This window comes from Kitasatospora sp. NPDC059648 (genome assembly GCF_042734825.1).
GTDB lineage: Bacteria > Actinomycetota > Actinomycetes > Streptomycetales > Streptomycetaceae > Kitasatospora.
This window is the reverse complement of record NZ_JBHWDU010000057.1, coordinates 1-14959: the sequence shown is the minus strand read 5'-3', so window position 1 is coordinate 14959 and position 14959 is coordinate 1. Positions and strand designations below refer to the sequence as shown.

General features: G+C 75.2%; 13 protein-coding genes. 8 read left to right on the top strand and 5 right to left on the bottom strand.

Features of this window, described 5'->3' with window-relative positions; translation table 11 throughout:
• Positions 1-76: 76 nt before the first annotated feature.
• On the bottom strand, positions 77-715 hold the full coding sequence (locus ACFV1W_RS27515) for an NAD(P)-dependent oxidoreductase (RefSeq protein ID WP_380419927.1): 639 nt from the start codon (positions 713-715) through the stop codon (positions 77-79).
• 62 nt (positions 716-777) lie between these two features.
• Positions 778-1731: an EamA family transporter gene (locus tag ACFV1W_RS27510; RefSeq protein ID WP_380419926.1), complete on the bottom strand. Its 954-nt coding sequence runs from the start codon at positions 1729-1731 to the stop codon at positions 778-780.
• A 110-nt stretch (positions 1732-1841) separates the two neighbouring features.
• Here ACFV1W_RS27510 and ACFV1W_RS27505 point away from each other — a divergent pair, with 110 nt between their 5' ends.
• A complete protein-coding gene (locus ACFV1W_RS27505) occupies positions 1842-2339 on the top strand; it encodes a MarR family winged helix-turn-helix transcriptional regulator (protein WP_380419925.1) in 498 nt (165 codons plus the stop codon).
• A gap of 91 nt (positions 2340-2430) precedes the next feature.
• On the top strand, positions 2431-2736 hold the full coding sequence (locus ACFV1W_RS27500; RefSeq protein ID WP_380419924.1) for a hypothetical protein: 306 nt from the start codon (positions 2431-2433) through the stop codon (positions 2734-2736).
• Here the strand turns inward: ACFV1W_RS27500 and ACFV1W_RS27495 are convergent.
• Positions 2726-3562: a methyltransferase domain-containing protein gene (locus tag ACFV1W_RS27495; RefSeq protein ID WP_380419923.1), complete on the bottom strand. Its 837-nt coding sequence runs from the start codon at positions 3560-3562 to the stop codon at positions 2726-2728. The genes ACFV1W_RS27500 and ACFV1W_RS27495 overlap by 11 nt on opposite strands.
• Between ACFV1W_RS27495 and ACFV1W_RS27490 the strand changes: the two genes are divergently transcribed.
• Together ACFV1W_RS27490 and ACFV1W_RS27485 are read left to right on the top strand one after the other, a co-directional pair.
• The gene (locus tag ACFV1W_RS27490) at positions 3561-5090 is read left to right on the top strand and encodes a PLP-dependent aminotransferase family protein (RefSeq protein ID WP_380419922.1); all 1530 of its coding nucleotides are present in this window, start codon (positions 3561-3563) and stop codon (positions 5088-5090) included. The genes ACFV1W_RS27495 and ACFV1W_RS27490 overlap by 2 nt on opposite strands.
• Before the next feature lie 578 nt (positions 5091-5668).
• Positions 5669-6787, top strand: a complete 1119-nt coding sequence (locus ACFV1W_RS27485; RefSeq protein ID WP_380419921.1) for a glycoside hydrolase family 3 N-terminal domain-containing protein — start codon at positions 5669-5671, stop codon at positions 6785-6787.
• A 222-nt stretch (positions 6788-7009) separates the two neighbouring features.
• On the opposite strand, the gene ACFV1W_RS27480 is transcribed toward ACFV1W_RS27485, so the two are convergent.
• Positions 7010-7750: a polysaccharide deacetylase family protein gene (locus ACFV1W_RS27480; RefSeq protein ID WP_380419920.1), complete on the bottom strand. Its 741-nt coding sequence runs from the start codon at positions 7748-7750 to the stop codon at positions 7010-7012.
• Positions 7751-8073: 323 nt separating this feature from the next.
• Here ACFV1W_RS27480 and ACFV1W_RS27475 point away from each other — a divergent pair, with 323 nt between their 5' ends.
• Positions 8074-8418: a helix-turn-helix transcriptional regulator gene (locus ACFV1W_RS27475; protein ID WP_270149876.1), complete on the top strand. Its 345-nt coding sequence runs from the start codon at positions 8074-8076 to the stop codon at positions 8416-8418.
• A 52-nt stretch (positions 8419-8470) separates the two neighbouring features.
• Complete coding sequence (locus ACFV1W_RS27470) at positions 8471-8638, top strand: DUF6126 family protein (protein ID WP_380419919.1); 168 nt, start codon at positions 8471-8473, stop codon at positions 8636-8638.
• A gap of 27 nt (positions 8639-8665) precedes the next feature.
• On the opposite strand, the gene ACFV1W_RS27465 is transcribed toward ACFV1W_RS27470, so the two are convergent.
• A complete protein-coding gene (locus tag ACFV1W_RS27465; RefSeq protein WP_380419918.1) occupies positions 8666-11110 on the bottom strand; it encodes a cytochrome P450 in 2445 nt (814 codons plus the stop codon).
• Positions 11111-11684: 574 nt separating this feature from the next.
• On the opposite strand from ACFV1W_RS27465, the gene ACFV1W_RS27460 reads away from it, so the two are divergent.
• Both ACFV1W_RS27460 and ACFV1W_RS27455 read left to right on the top strand, forming a co-directional pair.
• Positions 11685-12098 carry a hypothetical protein gene (locus tag ACFV1W_RS27460; protein WP_380419917.1) on the top strand — a complete coding sequence of 138 codons (414 nt, stop codon included), beginning with the start codon at positions 11685-11687 and terminating at the stop codon, positions 12096-12098.
• Between the two features lie 506 nt (positions 12099-12604).
• A complete protein-coding gene (locus ACFV1W_RS27455; protein ID WP_380419916.1) occupies positions 12605-14797 on the top strand; it encodes an RICIN domain-containing protein in 2193 nt (730 codons plus the stop codon).
• The last annotated feature ends 162 nt before the right edge of the window (positions 14798-14959 follow it).

Here is a 14959-nt window from a genome sequence, read left to right as displayed (position 1 = left end):
GGTGCTGGATACACCCCGAGGCGGGGGTATCCGGCACCGCGGGCGTCGGTGGCCGTCCGGTGGCCGCCGGAGGCTGTCAGTACCCGGCGGTGAAGCGGGCGCGCCGGTGGAGGGGCTGCTCGGCCTCGTCGAGCAGCACGACGGCGAGGTCCTCCATCGAGATCGCCGAGTTGCCCTCGGCGTCGACCAGCAGCTCGTCCCGGCCGAGCCGGAACCGGCCGGTGCGCTCCCCGGGTTCGAGCAGCGCGGCCGGGCTCAGGTACGTCCAGTCGACCTTCTCGTCCGCGCGGTAGAGGTCCAGCTGCTCGCCGCAGGCCAGCGCGATCGGCCGGATCTCGTCGGGGAAGCCGGGGGAGTCCACCAGGACCGTTCCGTCGGTGCCCGGGACGACCAGGCTGCCCGCGCCACCGACGGCGAGCAGGCGGACGCCGGTGCCGGCCAGGCCGGCCAACAGGCCCCGGGTGGCGGCGGCCAGTTCGTGCTCGCTGCCGGGCGCCGGGCGGGTGGCGGTGATCACCAGGTCCTGCCCGGCGGAGAGCCGGGCGACGTCCTCGGGGGCGCTCGCGTCGCCGACGGCGACGGTGACGCCGGACGGCAGGCCGTGCGGCTTGGCCGGGTTGCGGACGACGGCGGTGACCTCGTGGCCACGGGCGAGCGCCTCGGTCACGACCCGGCGGCCGACGTTGCCGGTGGCGCCGAACACGGTGATGCGCATCAGGTTTCTCCTCGGATCTTCGGAACGGAACTGCGGGAGGGCGTGCGGCGGCTGGCGCGGGATCAGGCTCTCTCGCGCAGCGGGCTCGGCCGGACGCCCGGTACCGCGTCCCCCCGCTCCGGCGCGGGGGCGGCCACGGAGGCGGGCACGGAGGCGGTGGTGCGGGGCCGCTGGGTCTGGGCGACGACCAGCGAACCGAGCACGACCACCGCGCCGAGTGCCTGCAGCGGGCTGAGGTCCTGCCCGAGCGCCAGCCAGCCGACCAGGGTGGCGACCACCGGGCTGAGCAGGGCGAGGAAGGACAGCGAGGTCGGCGGCAGGGCGCGCAGGCCGCGGAACCAGATCGCGTAGGTGAGGGCCGCGCCGACCAGGCAGAGGTAGGTGTAGCCGAGCACGTTGTCGACGGTGTAGCGGGTGGGCGGGGCACCCTCGGTCAGCAGGGTGACCGGCACCAGGAGCAGGCCGCCGGCGGTGAGCTGCCACCCGGTGGTGGCGAGCAGCGGCGCGGGGGAGACCCAGCGCTTGGAGAGCACGACGCCGAAGGCCATCACCACCGCGCCGCCGAGCGCGGCGGCCACCCCGATCGCGTCGAGCCGGGCGTCGGCGCGCAGCACCAGCAGGCTGACGCCGGCCACCCCCGCGATACCGGACAGCACCGTGCGCAGGGTGAGGCGGTCGCCCAGCAGGGCGGCCGAGAGGCCGGCGGTGACCAGCGGCTGGACGGCGCCGACGGTGGCCGCGATCCCGCCGGGCAGGCGGTAGGCGGCGATGAACAGCAGGGCCTGGAAGCCTCCGATGTTGAGCGCGCCGAGGACGAGCGCGCGCCACCACCAGCCGCCCTCCGGCAGGGCGCGGGTGAGGGCGATCAGCAGCAGCCCTGCGGGCAGGCAGCGGATGACGGCGGCGAGGAGCGGACGGTCGGGCGGGAGCATCTCGGTGGTGACGAGGTAGGTCGTCCCCCAGACGGCGGGGGCGAGGGCCGTGACCAGCACGACGGCGAGGCGATTGCTTAGCACTAAGTCAATGTATCTCAGCGCTAAGGCATCATCGGGGGGATCCGTCGGTGATGTGGCTCACAGTTACCTCATCGCTAAGGAAACTCGCGGGGATCGCCTACCCTGAGCCCGTGGCAGATCATCTCGACCGCGTCGTCGCGCAATGGGGCGCCGAGCGCCCTGACCTGGACGTCTCCCCGATGGAGGTGTTCGGTCGGCTCAAGCGCCTCTACCGCCTGGTGGACGCCGAACTCAACCGCACCTTCGCCGAGCACGGCCTGGACGCCCCCTCCTTCGACGTCCTGGCCACCCTCAAGCGCAGCGGGCCCCCGTACCGCCTCACCCCCACCGGGCTCATGGAGTCCGCCATGGTCACCTCCGGCGCGATCACCCAGCGCCTGGACCGCCTGGAGGCCCGCGGTCTGGTCACCCGCACCCGCAGCGACCACGACCGCCGCAGCCGCGACGTCGAACTCACCCCCGAGGGCCACGCGCTGATCGACCGCGCCCTGCCCGCCCACGTCGCCAACGAGCACCGCATGCTGGCCGGCCTCGACGAGGCTCAGAAGGCGGCGCTCATCGAGGGGATGCGCGCCCTGCTCGCGGACCTCGGCGAGGGCTCCGGCTGACGACCGGCCAACCGCCCGCCGGGTCACCCGGTCAACCGTTCAGCCCGTTAACCGCTTGCCGGGCCGGTCGCCGTCCCCTTGGATGGCGGCCATGGACGACCCGATCTGGTACGCACTCCCCGCCGGGGCCCGCCGCCCGGTGGACGTGGACCTCGCCGCCGGGCGCCACGTCCAGGCGATCAAGGCCATCCGCGACGCGTCACCGGAGCCGCCGCCCGGCATACCGGCCTGCATGGGTGTGACCGCGGACCGGATGGCGGAACTCGGCCTGTTGCCGCACGGCCCGACGCCGCTGAGGGCTCCGCAGGACGGACCTGCTCGTGCCGGCGTGAACCGCTCTCCGGGCGGAGGGAGTCGGCGGTGGAACGGCCGGCCCGCGGCCTGCCTCAGGGGTTGACGGCCACCGCCTTGAAGAAGGTGTAGTGGAACGTCCCGCCCGGCTCGGCCGCCCGGCGCAGGTCGGCGATGCCGCGGTCGAAGGCCTCCGCGCTGGTCAGCCCGGCGGCCAGGGCCTCCGCCCGGACGGCCTCGACCATCGCGACGAAGGTCCGCAGGGTGAAACCGTCGACCAGGGCCGGGCGGTCGCCGTCCGCGTAGACCGTACGGGGGCGGACCGTCACGTCCGCGAAGCCGGCCGCCGTCAGCAGCGGGTACAGCCGACGGCCCAGCAGGGCGTCGCCGCCCGCCCCGGCCTGGAGCCGCACCAGGTGGTCGATGGTGCGGCGGGCCGCCGGGGTCTCCGGATGGAAGAAGGCCGAGCCGTGGTCGCCCTCGATCACCGTGATCGTGCCGCCCGGCCGCAGTACCCGCCGCAGCGCGGCCAGCCCGGCCGCCGGGTCGGGCAGGTGCTCCAGCACGAAGCACAGGAAGACGTGGTCGAACGCGCCGTCCGGGAAGGGCAGTCGGTGCAGGTCGCCGTGGTGCCAGGTCACCCGGGCGGTCGGCGCCACGTCCGCGATCCGGGCCCGGGCCTGGGCCAGTGACTCCGCGGAGACGTCCGCCGCCGTCAGCAGCATGCCGGGGCTGGCGGACAGCAGGTGCGCGGTCTGCGCGCCCACCCCGCAGCCCGCCTCCAGGACCCGGCTGCCCGCCGGGTAGGCGGTGCCCGCGTGCAGCAGTTCGGCGAGGGTGTCGGCCTGGTCGCCGAGGCGCTGCGCCTCGGTGTCCGAGTAGCCGTGGACGTAGGGGGTGGGGTGGGAGTGGGCGCTGGTTCCGGTGGTCATGGCTCAACCCTCGCGCCACTATGGACCGGTGAACAGGTCCAAAGAGCGTGGTGACGACAGGTCCAAAGAGACCGGTGCGGACTTCCTCCAGCTCGACACCGCCGACGCCCCGCCCGGCGGCCTCACCGACTGGCTGGCCGGCAGGCTGCGCGAGGCCGTCGCCGACGGACGCCTCCCGGCGGGCAGCCGACTGCCCGCCAGCCGGGTGCTGGCCGCCGAACTCGGCGTCTCCCGAGGGGTGGTGACCGACGCCTACCGGCGCCTCGCCGAGTCGGGCCAACTCGCCGGGCGGCGCAGGGGCGGCACCGTCGTCGTCGCCCTGACGCCCGCCGCACCGCAGGACGTCCCCCCGCCCCGCCCCGCACCCGCCCTGTTCCGGGACGACCCCGGCCCCGAGGTGTTCGACCACCTGCGCGGCACCGCCGCCCGGATCGACCTCACCCCCGGCGTGCCCGATCTCGCCGCCTTCCCCCGTGCCGCCTGGCTGCGCGCCGAACGGGCCGTCCTCGACGGCCTCGCCGCCCACGACCTCGGCTACGGCGACGTCCGGGGCACGCCCGCCCTGCGGCAGGCCGTCGCCCACTGGCTCGCCCGCAACCGGGGAATCCGCGCCGACCCCGAGGAGGTGCTCGTCGTCGCCGGGACGGCCCAGGCGCTGGCCCTGCTCGGCCGGGCCCTCGAACGGGCGGGCATCACCGAGGTCGCGGTCGAGGACCCGGGGTCGCTCGGGGCCCGCCAGCACCTCGCCCACTGGCTCGCCGCCACCCCGCCCGTCCCGGTCGACGCCGAGGGCATCCGGGTCGACGCCCTGCGCGCCACCCGCGCTCCCGCCGTCCTGCTCACCCCCGCCCACCAGTACCCGACCGGTGTCGTCCTCGGCGGTGAACGGCGGCGCGAACTGCTGCGCTGGGCGGCCGAAGGAGGACTGCTCATCGAGGACGACTACGACGCCGAGCACCGCTACGACCGCCCGCCGCTGCCCGCCCTGCGAGCCGAACTGCCCGAGCGGGTCTGCTACGCGGGCAGCATCTCGAAACTGCTCGCCCCCGCGCTGCGCACCGGCTGGCTGCTGGTGCCCCCGCGACTGCGCGACGCGGTGCTGGACGCCAAGCGCTTCGCCGACCTCGGCAACCCGGTCCTTCCCCAGCTGGTGCTGGCCCGGCTGATGGAATCCGGCGAACTGGAGCGCCACCTGAGGCTGTTGCGCCGCCGCCACCGGCGCCGTCGGGACGCCATGATCGCCGCCATCCGCACCCACCTGCCCGCCGCCACGGTGCACGGCGCGGCGGCCGGGCTGCACCTGATGCTCACTCTTCCCGAGGAAATCGGGTGCAGCGACACCGAGTTGGCCACCGCCGCGCTCGCCCGCGGGGTCAAGACCCAGCCGCTGTCCTGGCACGCCCGCCTCCCCTACCCGCCCGGTCTGGTGCTCGGCTACGCGGCCCGTTCACCGGGCGAGATCGCCGAAGGGGTGGCCGTCCTCGGGGAACTGGTGCGGCGCGCGGGGCGTCGGTCCTCCTCGCGGTAGCCCCGACCCGGCCGTGGGGCGGTGATGAGGGACGTGCGCTCAGGCCTCCGGCCGCCACCAGGTGTCGGCCTCGACCCGAGCCGGCTCGGCCGGCCTCGTACCGGGCGGCCTCGAAGGTGCACTCCAGCGGTCGGGTGGCGTCGACGGGCATCACCCAGTCGGACCAGGGCACGACGTCGTCGATCCGCCGCACGACGGCGGACAGGTAGCCGCAGCATCCGCCGGCGCGGTCGGGCTCGCCCGGCTTCACCCGGCGCGGTGCCCCGGTCACCCGCAGCGGGTTCGCGCCGCCCGCGGGGAACAGGGCCAGGGGCGACCTGCCGCGGCCGTCGGGGCCGACCGCGTCCTCGATGGCGTCCTCGCCGTTGACCGGGAACCGCACCGTGGGCCCGCGGTCGTCAGGGCCCGGCATCCGGAGTTCCAGGTGGTCGAACATCCGGTCACGCCGGCGTCGCGGGGCGGAGAAACGTTACGGCTTTCGCCGGGCTGCCGGACGGCCCGTTCCTGGGTACGCTGACCGACCGTATGCCGTTGCCGACCCTGGAGGCGTGATGGCCCCGTTCCGGCATGTTGCCCAGTTGGCCTCGGTTCTGCTGGTGGTGGGGGCCGCGCTGGGGCCGGCGCCGGCCGGGTCGGCGACGCACCGCAGCGGCGCCCACGCCGAGAGGACCGCGCCGATGACCGTCCGGCCCGAGGACTCCCGCGCGCTCGCGGGGCGTCGGATCGTGCTCTCCTACCCAGGCCCGACCCCGCCGACCGAGACGTTGGACGCGATCCGGGAGGGGCGGGCAGCCGGGGTGATCCTGTTCGGTGAGAACGTCACCAGCCCGGAGCAACTAGCCGAATCCATAGGCCAGTTGAAGCAGGCCGCCGCCGAGGCCCCGCACCCGCGACCGCTGCTGCTGATGACCGACCAGGAGGGCGGCAAGGTCCGCCGACTGCCGGGCGCGCCCGAACTCTCCGCCCGCCGCACCGGCACGGCCCCGGATCCGCTCACCGCCGCCGTGCAGTCCGGCACCGGCGCCGCCGGGACGCTCGCCGGTGCGGGGCTGAACGTCAACCTCGCCCCGGTGCTCGACGTGTACGACACCCCCGACAATTTCATCGATCACTTCGAACGCTCCTACGGCCAGGACCCCACCCGGGTGGGTGAACTGGGCAGCGCCTTCCTCGCCGCCCAGCAGAGCCGGGGCGTGGCGGCCACCGCCAAGCACTTCCCCGGCCTCGGCGCTGCCGCCCGCGACGAGAACACCGACGCCCGCCCCGTCACGCTCCCCGTCCCGCTCGACCAGCTGCGCACCCGCGGCGAAGCCCCGTACCGCGCCGCCGTCGCCGCGGGCGTGCGCCTGGTGATGGCCTCCTGGGCCGTCTACCCGGCGCTCGACCCCGACCGCCCCGCCGGGTTCTCGCCCACCGTGATCCAGGGCGAACTCCGCGACCGCCTCGGCTTCCAGGGCGTCACCATCACCGACGCCCTGGAAGCCGACGCCCTTACCCCGTACGGCCCCACCGGCCCCCGCGCCGTCGCCGCCGCGGCAGCCGGCATGGACCTCATCCTCTGCTCCGCCCGTGACCCCCGGCAGGGCGAGGACGCCACGGCCGCCCTGGCAGCCGCGCTGGACTCCGGCGGCCTCGACCGTAGGGCCTTCACCCGGGCCGTGGCCCGGGTGGACGCCCTGCGGGAAGCTCTGGGCTGAGCGGGGGCGGGTCCGGGCCGTTGCGTGCGCGGCCGACGGGGGACGGCGGGCGCCTCGAGCCGGCCTGCGCCCGCCGCCGTGCCGTCCGGCCGCCGCTGCCCGAGCCCGACCTGGGCGAGGACTTCGACTTCGACGACCCGGCTGAGACGCACCGGCGCCTGCCGCGCCTGGCGGCGCTGTTCCTGGGGCCCGCCGACGGCTCCGTCGACGGCCTTGCCGGCATCAGCGGTTCAGCAGGGAGCGCAGGTCGATGATGCGGTAGCCGCGGGCGCGGGCGCCGTCGATGATGCGGGGGAGCGCCTCGGCGTCGAGGCAGGTGTCGGGGCCGCTCTCCTCGCCGGTGCCGACGTGGAGCTGGAGGACGGCGCCCGGGGTGAGGGCGTCGAGGGCGCGTTGGACGGCACGGTCGGCGGTCATGCCGTGGCTGGGGCCGAGGTAGCCCTTGGTGTCGGCGGTGAATTCGAGGTCGGCGTAGCCGAGACCGTTGACGGTGGCGACGGCCTGCGGGCTGGTCGCGCTGTAGGGGAAGCGGAAGAACGGCAGCGGTTCGGCGCCGGAGGCCCGGCGGATCGCGGTGTCGGCGCGGCGCACCTCGCTCCTGGCCTGTTCGGGGGTGAGGGCGGTGAAGTCGGGATGGCTGTAGGAGTGGTTGCCGAGGCCGTGGCCCGCGGCGGCGACGGCCCGCAGGGCGTTGGGGTGGTGGTCGGCGAAGTCGCCGGTGGGGAAGAAGACGGCCGGCGCGGCCCGGTCGCGCAGGACGGCGAGGACGGTGTCGAGTCCGGTCTCGTTCCAGGCGGCGTTGAAGGTGAGGGCGAGGACGCGCTCCTCGGTCGGGATCCGGCGGATTTCGGAGCCGAGCAGCGGCTCGGGCGCCGGCGCGACGCCCAGGAGGGCCGTGAGGGCGAGCAGCGCCGCCGCGACGGTGCCCAGACGCCCTGCTTCGGGTGCGGAACGGAACGGCATGGGAGGAAAGCCTTGCTGGGCGGGGCGGCCGGGGGCCGCCGGTCGGACCGGACGGGGAAAAGCTTGCCCGGTCCGCCCCGGCCCCGGCGGAACCGCCGGTGATCTGCTGACGGCCAGTCACCCGAACTGCCGATCCCGGGAGCTGGCAGCGCCCCGGGCTCGGCTCTCACGCGTGCCGGCGCGGCCGGCGGTGTGGGGGAGGTCACCTTCCGCTGTGACGACTTGAAGAAATCTTCATCTGTCGCGATGATGCCTGTCGGCCGCGGCACGGACCCCGCCCGGCCGGACGACCACCGAACCGGATCCGAGGGAGGGCACGGGCGATGCCGGTCCCGCTGTACCAGGCCAAGGCGGAGTTCTTCCGCACCCTCGGCCACCCGGTCCGGATCCGGGTCCTGGAACTGCTCCAGGACGGACCCCGGCCGGTGCGCGAGCTGCTGGCGGAGATCGAGGTCGAGCCGTCCAACCTCTCCCAGCAGCTCGCGGTGCTGCGCCGCACCCAGCTGGTCACGGCCACCCGCGAGGGCAACACGGTGGTGTACGCGCTCAGCACCCCGGACGTCGCCGAGCTGCTGCGCGCGGCGCGCCGGATCCTGACCGAGCTGATCACCGACCAGGGCGCGCTCCTCACCGAACTGCGGGCTCCCGGCGGCCGGTCACCCCGCTGAGCCCACAGCCAGAAGCCCGCAGCCCGCGCCCGACCCCGAGGAGAGCCGCACCATGAGCGACACCGCCGACAGCGCCGACAGCCCGGCGAAGGGCGACGGTACGAGCGAGGAGAAGCGCCGCCGCAAGGCGATGCTGCTCCGCGCGGGGATCTACATCTTCGCCACGCACCTGTTCGCGGGCTTCGTCCTGCTGCTCTTCGCGCTCGGCGGCCGCAAGTAGCCCGACCCCGCGTACCCCGACCGGGCCTCAGCGGCCGCGGCCGCCCGGCACCAGGTAGCGGTCGCTGGTGCTGGTCCAGGCCTGGACACCGGCGACCAGTTCCCGGGTACCGTCCAGGTACCAGCGCCCGGCCGGGTGCCGGCGGCCGAGGTCGCGGCGCAGCTCCTCGTTCTCCTGGCGCAGTCGGACGACCCGGGCGCGGACCGCGCGGACGGCCCGGCTGCGGGTGCAGCCGCGGATCCGTTGCAGGGTGAGGACGGTGTTGAAGGCGGCCGCGGTCTGCCGTTCCTCCCGCTCCAGCGAGTAGAGGTCGTTGATCAGCGTCGCGGCGTCGGCGGTGTTGGCGCGCAGGCGGTGCAGTGCGGGCTCCGCGTGCAGGGCGGCCGGGGCGTCGGCGCCGTGGACCCGTTCCAGTATGTTCATGAACGGGTAGAGGCAGCTGCCGTGGCGGCGCAGTCGCATGGTGTCCGCCAGGCCGAGGGAGGGGACGGTGCCGCGCGCGCGGTGCTCGGCCTCGGCGGGGAAGGTGGCCAGGCAGGCGCGCCACTCGCCGGCCGCCCTGGCGCGCCAGGCGGGGGAGGCCGACTCGCTCTGGCGCTGCCACAGTTCCCGCCAGGCGGTGAGCAGCCGGTCGTCCGGGGTGGCCGGGCGGACGTCGCCGTCGAGGGCGGAGATCAGCGGGTCGACCAGCGCGTGCGCCTCGGCGGGGCGGCGTCCGGGCGGGCCGTCGAAGCGGTCGTCCAGGACGGTGAACCAGCCCAGCACGTCGACCAGCAGGTCCAGTTCGGTGCCCCGCGCGCGCGGGAAGGCGTGGCCGATCAGCTCGTGCAGCGCGTAGGCCCGGTAGCCGGGCAGCTCGGCCGGGGCGAGCAGGCCGTGGCGGACCGTCCAGTCGGCGTGCCGGTCGGCGGCGGCGCGCAGTGCGGCGGATGGCCGCGGGGCCGGGACGGCGGTGGTGGCCGCGGTGCCCGTGAACGGGCAGCCGGCGGGGAGCGGCCGGTTCACCACCTCCGTCCGGGCGGGGCCTTCGGCCACCGCGGCGGGCTGCGTGCGGGGCGCCAGCCGGACCCGCAGCCCCTGGGCCTGGACGGTCGTCCACACCACCTCCCGGGCGTGCGAGCCCGGCACCGCCACCGGCCGCCAGCGGCGCAGGATCGCGGCCGCCGCGACGGTCAGCTCGGCCCAGGCGAAGGCCTCTCCGATGCACTTGTGCTTGCCCGCGCCGAACGGCAGGAAGGAGGGCCGGCCGAGCCTGCCGCCGTCCTGCCAGCGCTCGGGCCGGAAGCTCAGCGGGTCGTCGTAGCGCACCGGGTCGCGGTGCAGTGCGGTGAGGCTGTACAGCAGTTCGGTGCCGGCCGGGATCCGGTACGGACCGAGGTCCACCGGCACCTGGGCGGTGCGCATCAGGAAGGCGTTGGGCGCGTGCAGCCGCACCGCCTCCTGGGTGACGCTGCGGGTGTAGACGAGCCGGCCGAGCGCCTCCGGGGTGGGGGTGGTGCCGGCGGGCAGGTGCTCGTCCAGCTCGGCGAGGACGCGGGCCTCCACCTCGGGGTGGCGCAGGAGTTCGTCCAGCAGCCAGGTGAGGGTGGTGGAGACGGTCTCGGTGCCGGCGCCGAACATGGTGATCGCCTCGGAGCGGACGTCGGCCTCGGTGAGCGGACGGCCGGTGGCCGGGTCGGTGGCGGCCCGGAGCAGGGCCGGCAGGCTGCCCCGGTTCCGGTCCGGACGTGCTGTTCCGGCAGGGCCGTTGACGGCCTGGTCGACCACCCGGTTGAGCACCCGGACGGCGGCGTCGAAGCGCCGGTTGACGGGCAGCGGCAGGCGGGCGAACGCCGGGTGGGGGTAGAGGGACTGGACGATCTGCCCCTTGACCAGGTCGGGCAGGGCTCGGTGGAAGGCCAGGGTGGCGTCCTCGCTGAGCCGGGCACCGAACAGCGAGCGGGTGACGATCTCCAGCGCCAGGTGGTTCATCTCCGCGGCCACGTCCAGGATTTGGCCGGGACGCCAGCGCCCGGCCCGCTCCTCGGTGACCTGGTGCATCACGGTGAGGTACCCGGCCATCCGGTCCGGGCCGAAGACGGGCTGGATGATCCGGCGGCGGTCGCGGTGCGCCTGGCCCTCGGACATCAGCAGACCGTCCCCGAAGGCCGTCCTCAGGGTGTCCTGGACGGCGCCGCGCGGACAGTCGTGGGCGAGCGCGACGAGCAGGGTGTGGACGAGCCGGGCATCGGTCACCACGCAGACGGTGCGCGGCCCGAGGCGGATGCGGACCACGCCGCCGAGGCGGGCCAGCGAGCCGAGGAAGCCGAGCGGGTCGCGCAGCAGGGCGGCGGCGTGGCCGAGGCCGGGCAGCGCGCCCGGGGCGAGCGGGGGCGCGGCGGCGCGGACGGTGGGGACGGTCGGCGACGTGGTTCTCGGGGGGACGATCCGTTTCCGTGTCTCCGTCAGCGGCGCGTTGGGCAGCAGGTTCATGACACTTCCTCTCATCAGGGCGGACGGGCGCGGACGGTGCCGGGGGAGGGCACCGGCCGGCCGGGAGGCGGGGGCGTGCGCGGCCCCGCGTGCGCCGGGGAGCGGAGGGCGCACGTCATGGGAAACGCGCCGGTCCGGTGGGCGTTGCGCCGAACGCGCCCGGATCACTCCAACGGCCGATACGTCCGGGCCCGGTCCGCGCGGATTCCCGTCCCGTCCGACGGTACGTCCCGCCCCACCGGCCTGACCTGCTGGGACGCCTGAGTCGCGGCGGTTCGCGCACCGCCGGGACGGCAGGGTCTTTCGGCCCTCGCACGGCCGTGCGGGCGAGGGCCAGCATGGCCGGTGAAGAAGGGGGCCTGATGATCCGTATCCGCGCGGCGGCCACTACGGCCCGACAACGCCGGTAGCGGAGGGTGGCCCCGGGGCGGGAGTCTCCTCGGTACGGGGCTGACCCGAGGGAAGCTCCACCGCTTCCGGCGCCACCACCTCCGGACTCCACCGCCGCCAGCGCCACCAACTCCAGACTCCACCACCTCCAGCGCCACCAACTCCACGACAGAGGACCGGGACCATGGACTGCGACGACGAGGTCATGCTGACCGTCCGGATCTCCGCCGCCGAACGCGCGCTGCTGCGGGAGCTCGCGCGCGGCCACGGCGGCGACGTCTCCGGCGTCGCGGTCGACGGGCTGCTGGAGGTCATCCCGGCGCTGCACGACGACGGCTCGGTGCTGCCGCTGCTGCGGGTCCTCGCCCGGCCCGCGCCGTGCGCGGTGACGCTCTGGCTGCCCGCCCCGGTCGCGGACCTGCTGCCGCTGCTGGGCGAGCGGCTGGTGCGCACCGGAGGGTCGGCGGTCGGCCCGGCCAGTGCCGCGCTCTCCGCCGCGCTGCGGCTGTGGCTGGCGGGGGACCGCGCGGTGCTCGCCGCCGCGCTGGCCCGGCTGCACGGCGGGTGCGGGGCGGCCGGGACCGAGGTCGCGGCCTGAGCGCCCGGGCCGAGATGGCGTGGCGTCATGCGCCGGGTGGCGATGGCATGTCCTGGGCGGGAACTTCCCTGGTCAGGGCACTGGTCACGACCTGTCGGGGGTCTGGCATTCGTCACGGCCGACGGAGCCGCAGGCCCCGGGGCTCCGGCCGGGTGGCCGCCACCACCCCATGCCGGGGAGCGTGCACCCCCCGAGTGCGCTCCCCGGCACCTTCATGCCCGCCGTCCTCTCTTCTCCGGCCCCGCCCGCCGCCGCCCTCCCTTCTCCGGCCCCGCGCGCCGCTGCCCTCGCCTGCCGTCCTCGCCCGCCGTCCGCTCTTCTCCGGCCCCGCCCGCCGCCTTCGCTCGGCCGAACCTGCGGGGTGCCGTGACGGTCGTTTCGAACGCGTCCGGGAGTTTCGCAAGAGGTTTCTGTTATTCCCTGCCGTCTCGCTCGCTCTCCCTTGTGTCGGAAGGTCCGAGCCCCGCATCACCGGGCGCGGACCGTCGCACGAGGAAAGGAACGCGATGGGACACCGGAGCAGCGAGCTCCGTCGGCGCAGGCGCCGCAGGCTCACCCGTAGGAGTGCCCTGGTCGCCGTGGCGGTGGCGGCCGGACTGGTCGCGGGCGCCCTGGGCCTGCGCACCGCGATGGAGCCGGGGGCCGTGCACAACGCCGTGGCGGTGGCGGACGCGCCGGTCGACGCGGTCGCGGACGACGGCGGGTCGGGGGAGACCGGCACCGCCGAGGGTGCCACCCGGGCGCCCGCCCCGAAGCGGGACGAGAAGGCCGCCCCGCCCAAGGCGATACCCAAGGACCAGCCCGACCGCGGCCTGGTCTACGCGGGGTTGAGCCTGCCGACCAGCGACCGTTGCGGCAGCATGCTGGAGGTCACCGGCAGCACCCAGTGCAGCCACGGCCCGGACGCGCCGCCGAAGGACGTGGACGTCCACAAGGACGTCCCGCCGGTCGCCGCCCCGGCCGCCCAGGCGCCCGCGCTCACCCCGTCGGCGGGCGCCCAACCGCCCGCGGCCGCCGATCTGTTGAAGGGCGGCGCCCCCGTCCTCGACGCCGCCCAGAAGGCGTTGCTCGGTGACTCCGGCACCGCCGCCGCGCCGCAGGGGGCCGCGTCCCCGGCGGCGGGATCGGGCCTGGTCTGCGAGGGCGACGGCAGCAGCGGCAACCGCGTCCAGGTGGTGTACGTGCACACCCCGGGCAACGACCGGTTCGCCCAGTACCTGGCCTCGTTCAAGAAGTGGGCCGCGGACGTCGACGTCATCTACAACGCCAGCGCCGCCGAGACCGGTGGGGTGCGGCACGTCCGCTTCGTCACCGAACCCGACTGCACCGCCTCGGTGTTGAACGTGCAGATCTCGGACGCCGAGATCCAGGACTTCAACGCGAGCAACCGCGCGCTGGCCGCGCAGGGGTTCAACCGCAAGGACCGCAAGTACATGATGTTCACCGATGCCAAGGTGTACTGCGGCATCGGCACCTTCGCCGGTGACGAGCGCTCCGGCCAGGACAACCTGAGCAACTTCGGCCCCTCGTACGGCCGGACCGACTCCGGATGCTGGAGCGGTTCCACCGCGGCCCACGAACTCGGCCACAACCTGGGCGCGGTGAACAACAGCGCGCCGAACTCCAGCAAGGCGGGCCACTGCACGGACGAGTGGGACATCATGTGCTACTCGGACGCCCCCTACTACCCGCAGATGCGGACCGTCTGCCCGGACCGATCCCATGACGACCGGCTCGACTGCAACCACGACGACTACTACAACACGAACCCCGCGCCCGGAAGCTACCTGGCCACGCACTGGAACGTCGCGAACAACCGCTTCCTCATCGCGGGCAACGGCACCGGCCCGAACCCCACGCCCACCCCGACCCCGACCCCGACTCCGACCGGCAGCCCGACGGCCACGGGCACGCCCACCCGCACGCCCTCGCCGTCCCCGACGCCCACCGGCGGCCCCACCGCCACGCCGACCGGGTCGCCGTCGCCGACCCCGACCGCGACCACGGGCGGCACCGGACCCGATGTGTCGACCAGTCAGGTCACCCAGAACTCGGTCATGCTGAGCTGGAACGCCGTCCCGGCCGCCGCCGGCTACGACGTCCAGCTGAACGGCCAGACCATCGGCACCGTCCGCTCGACCGTGGTCGGCGTGGTCCGGCTGGCCCCCGGTACCGGTTACACCGTGGCCGTCGCCGTCCGCGACGCGGCCGGGAACGTCGGCAAGCCCGGCCGCCAGGCGAGCTTCCACACCCTCGCCGACGCCGGCCGCCCGCAGCCCGGCAGCCACTACACGATGGTCAACGGCCTCACCGGCCAGGCCGCCGACCTGTGGGGCAGTTCCATGAACGACGGCACCGTGGCGATCGGCTACCAGCGCACCGGCTATGCCAACCAGAAGTGGCTGTTCGAGGACGCCGGGAACGGTGCCGTGCGGATCAAGTCGGCCCGCTCCGGCAAGTGCCTCCAGCTCGGCGGCACTCCGGTCGCCGGGCAGTACGTGGCGCAGCAGCCGTGCGCCGACGCCGCCGCGCAGAAGTGGCAACTCGCCTCCGGCGACGGCGGGTTCACCCTCGCGGCGGACGGTTCCAACCTGGTGCTCGGGCTCAGTGACCGTTGGTACTACGGTGGTTGGCTGCTGGAGCTCCAGCAGCCGAACGGCCGCCCGTACCAGAGCTGGTCGCTGCTGAAGACCTCGTAGGCCCGGAAGCCCGCTCCACCCAGCGCACCACGGGTGCGGCCGCCCGCCAGTCGCGGGCGGCCGCACCCGCAGCCGCGCCCCCACCCCCCACCCCCCCCGCCCCAGGGCACCCCCGCATTCGCCCCCCCACCCCCCCGCAGCGCGCCCCCCGCGCCCGCGCCC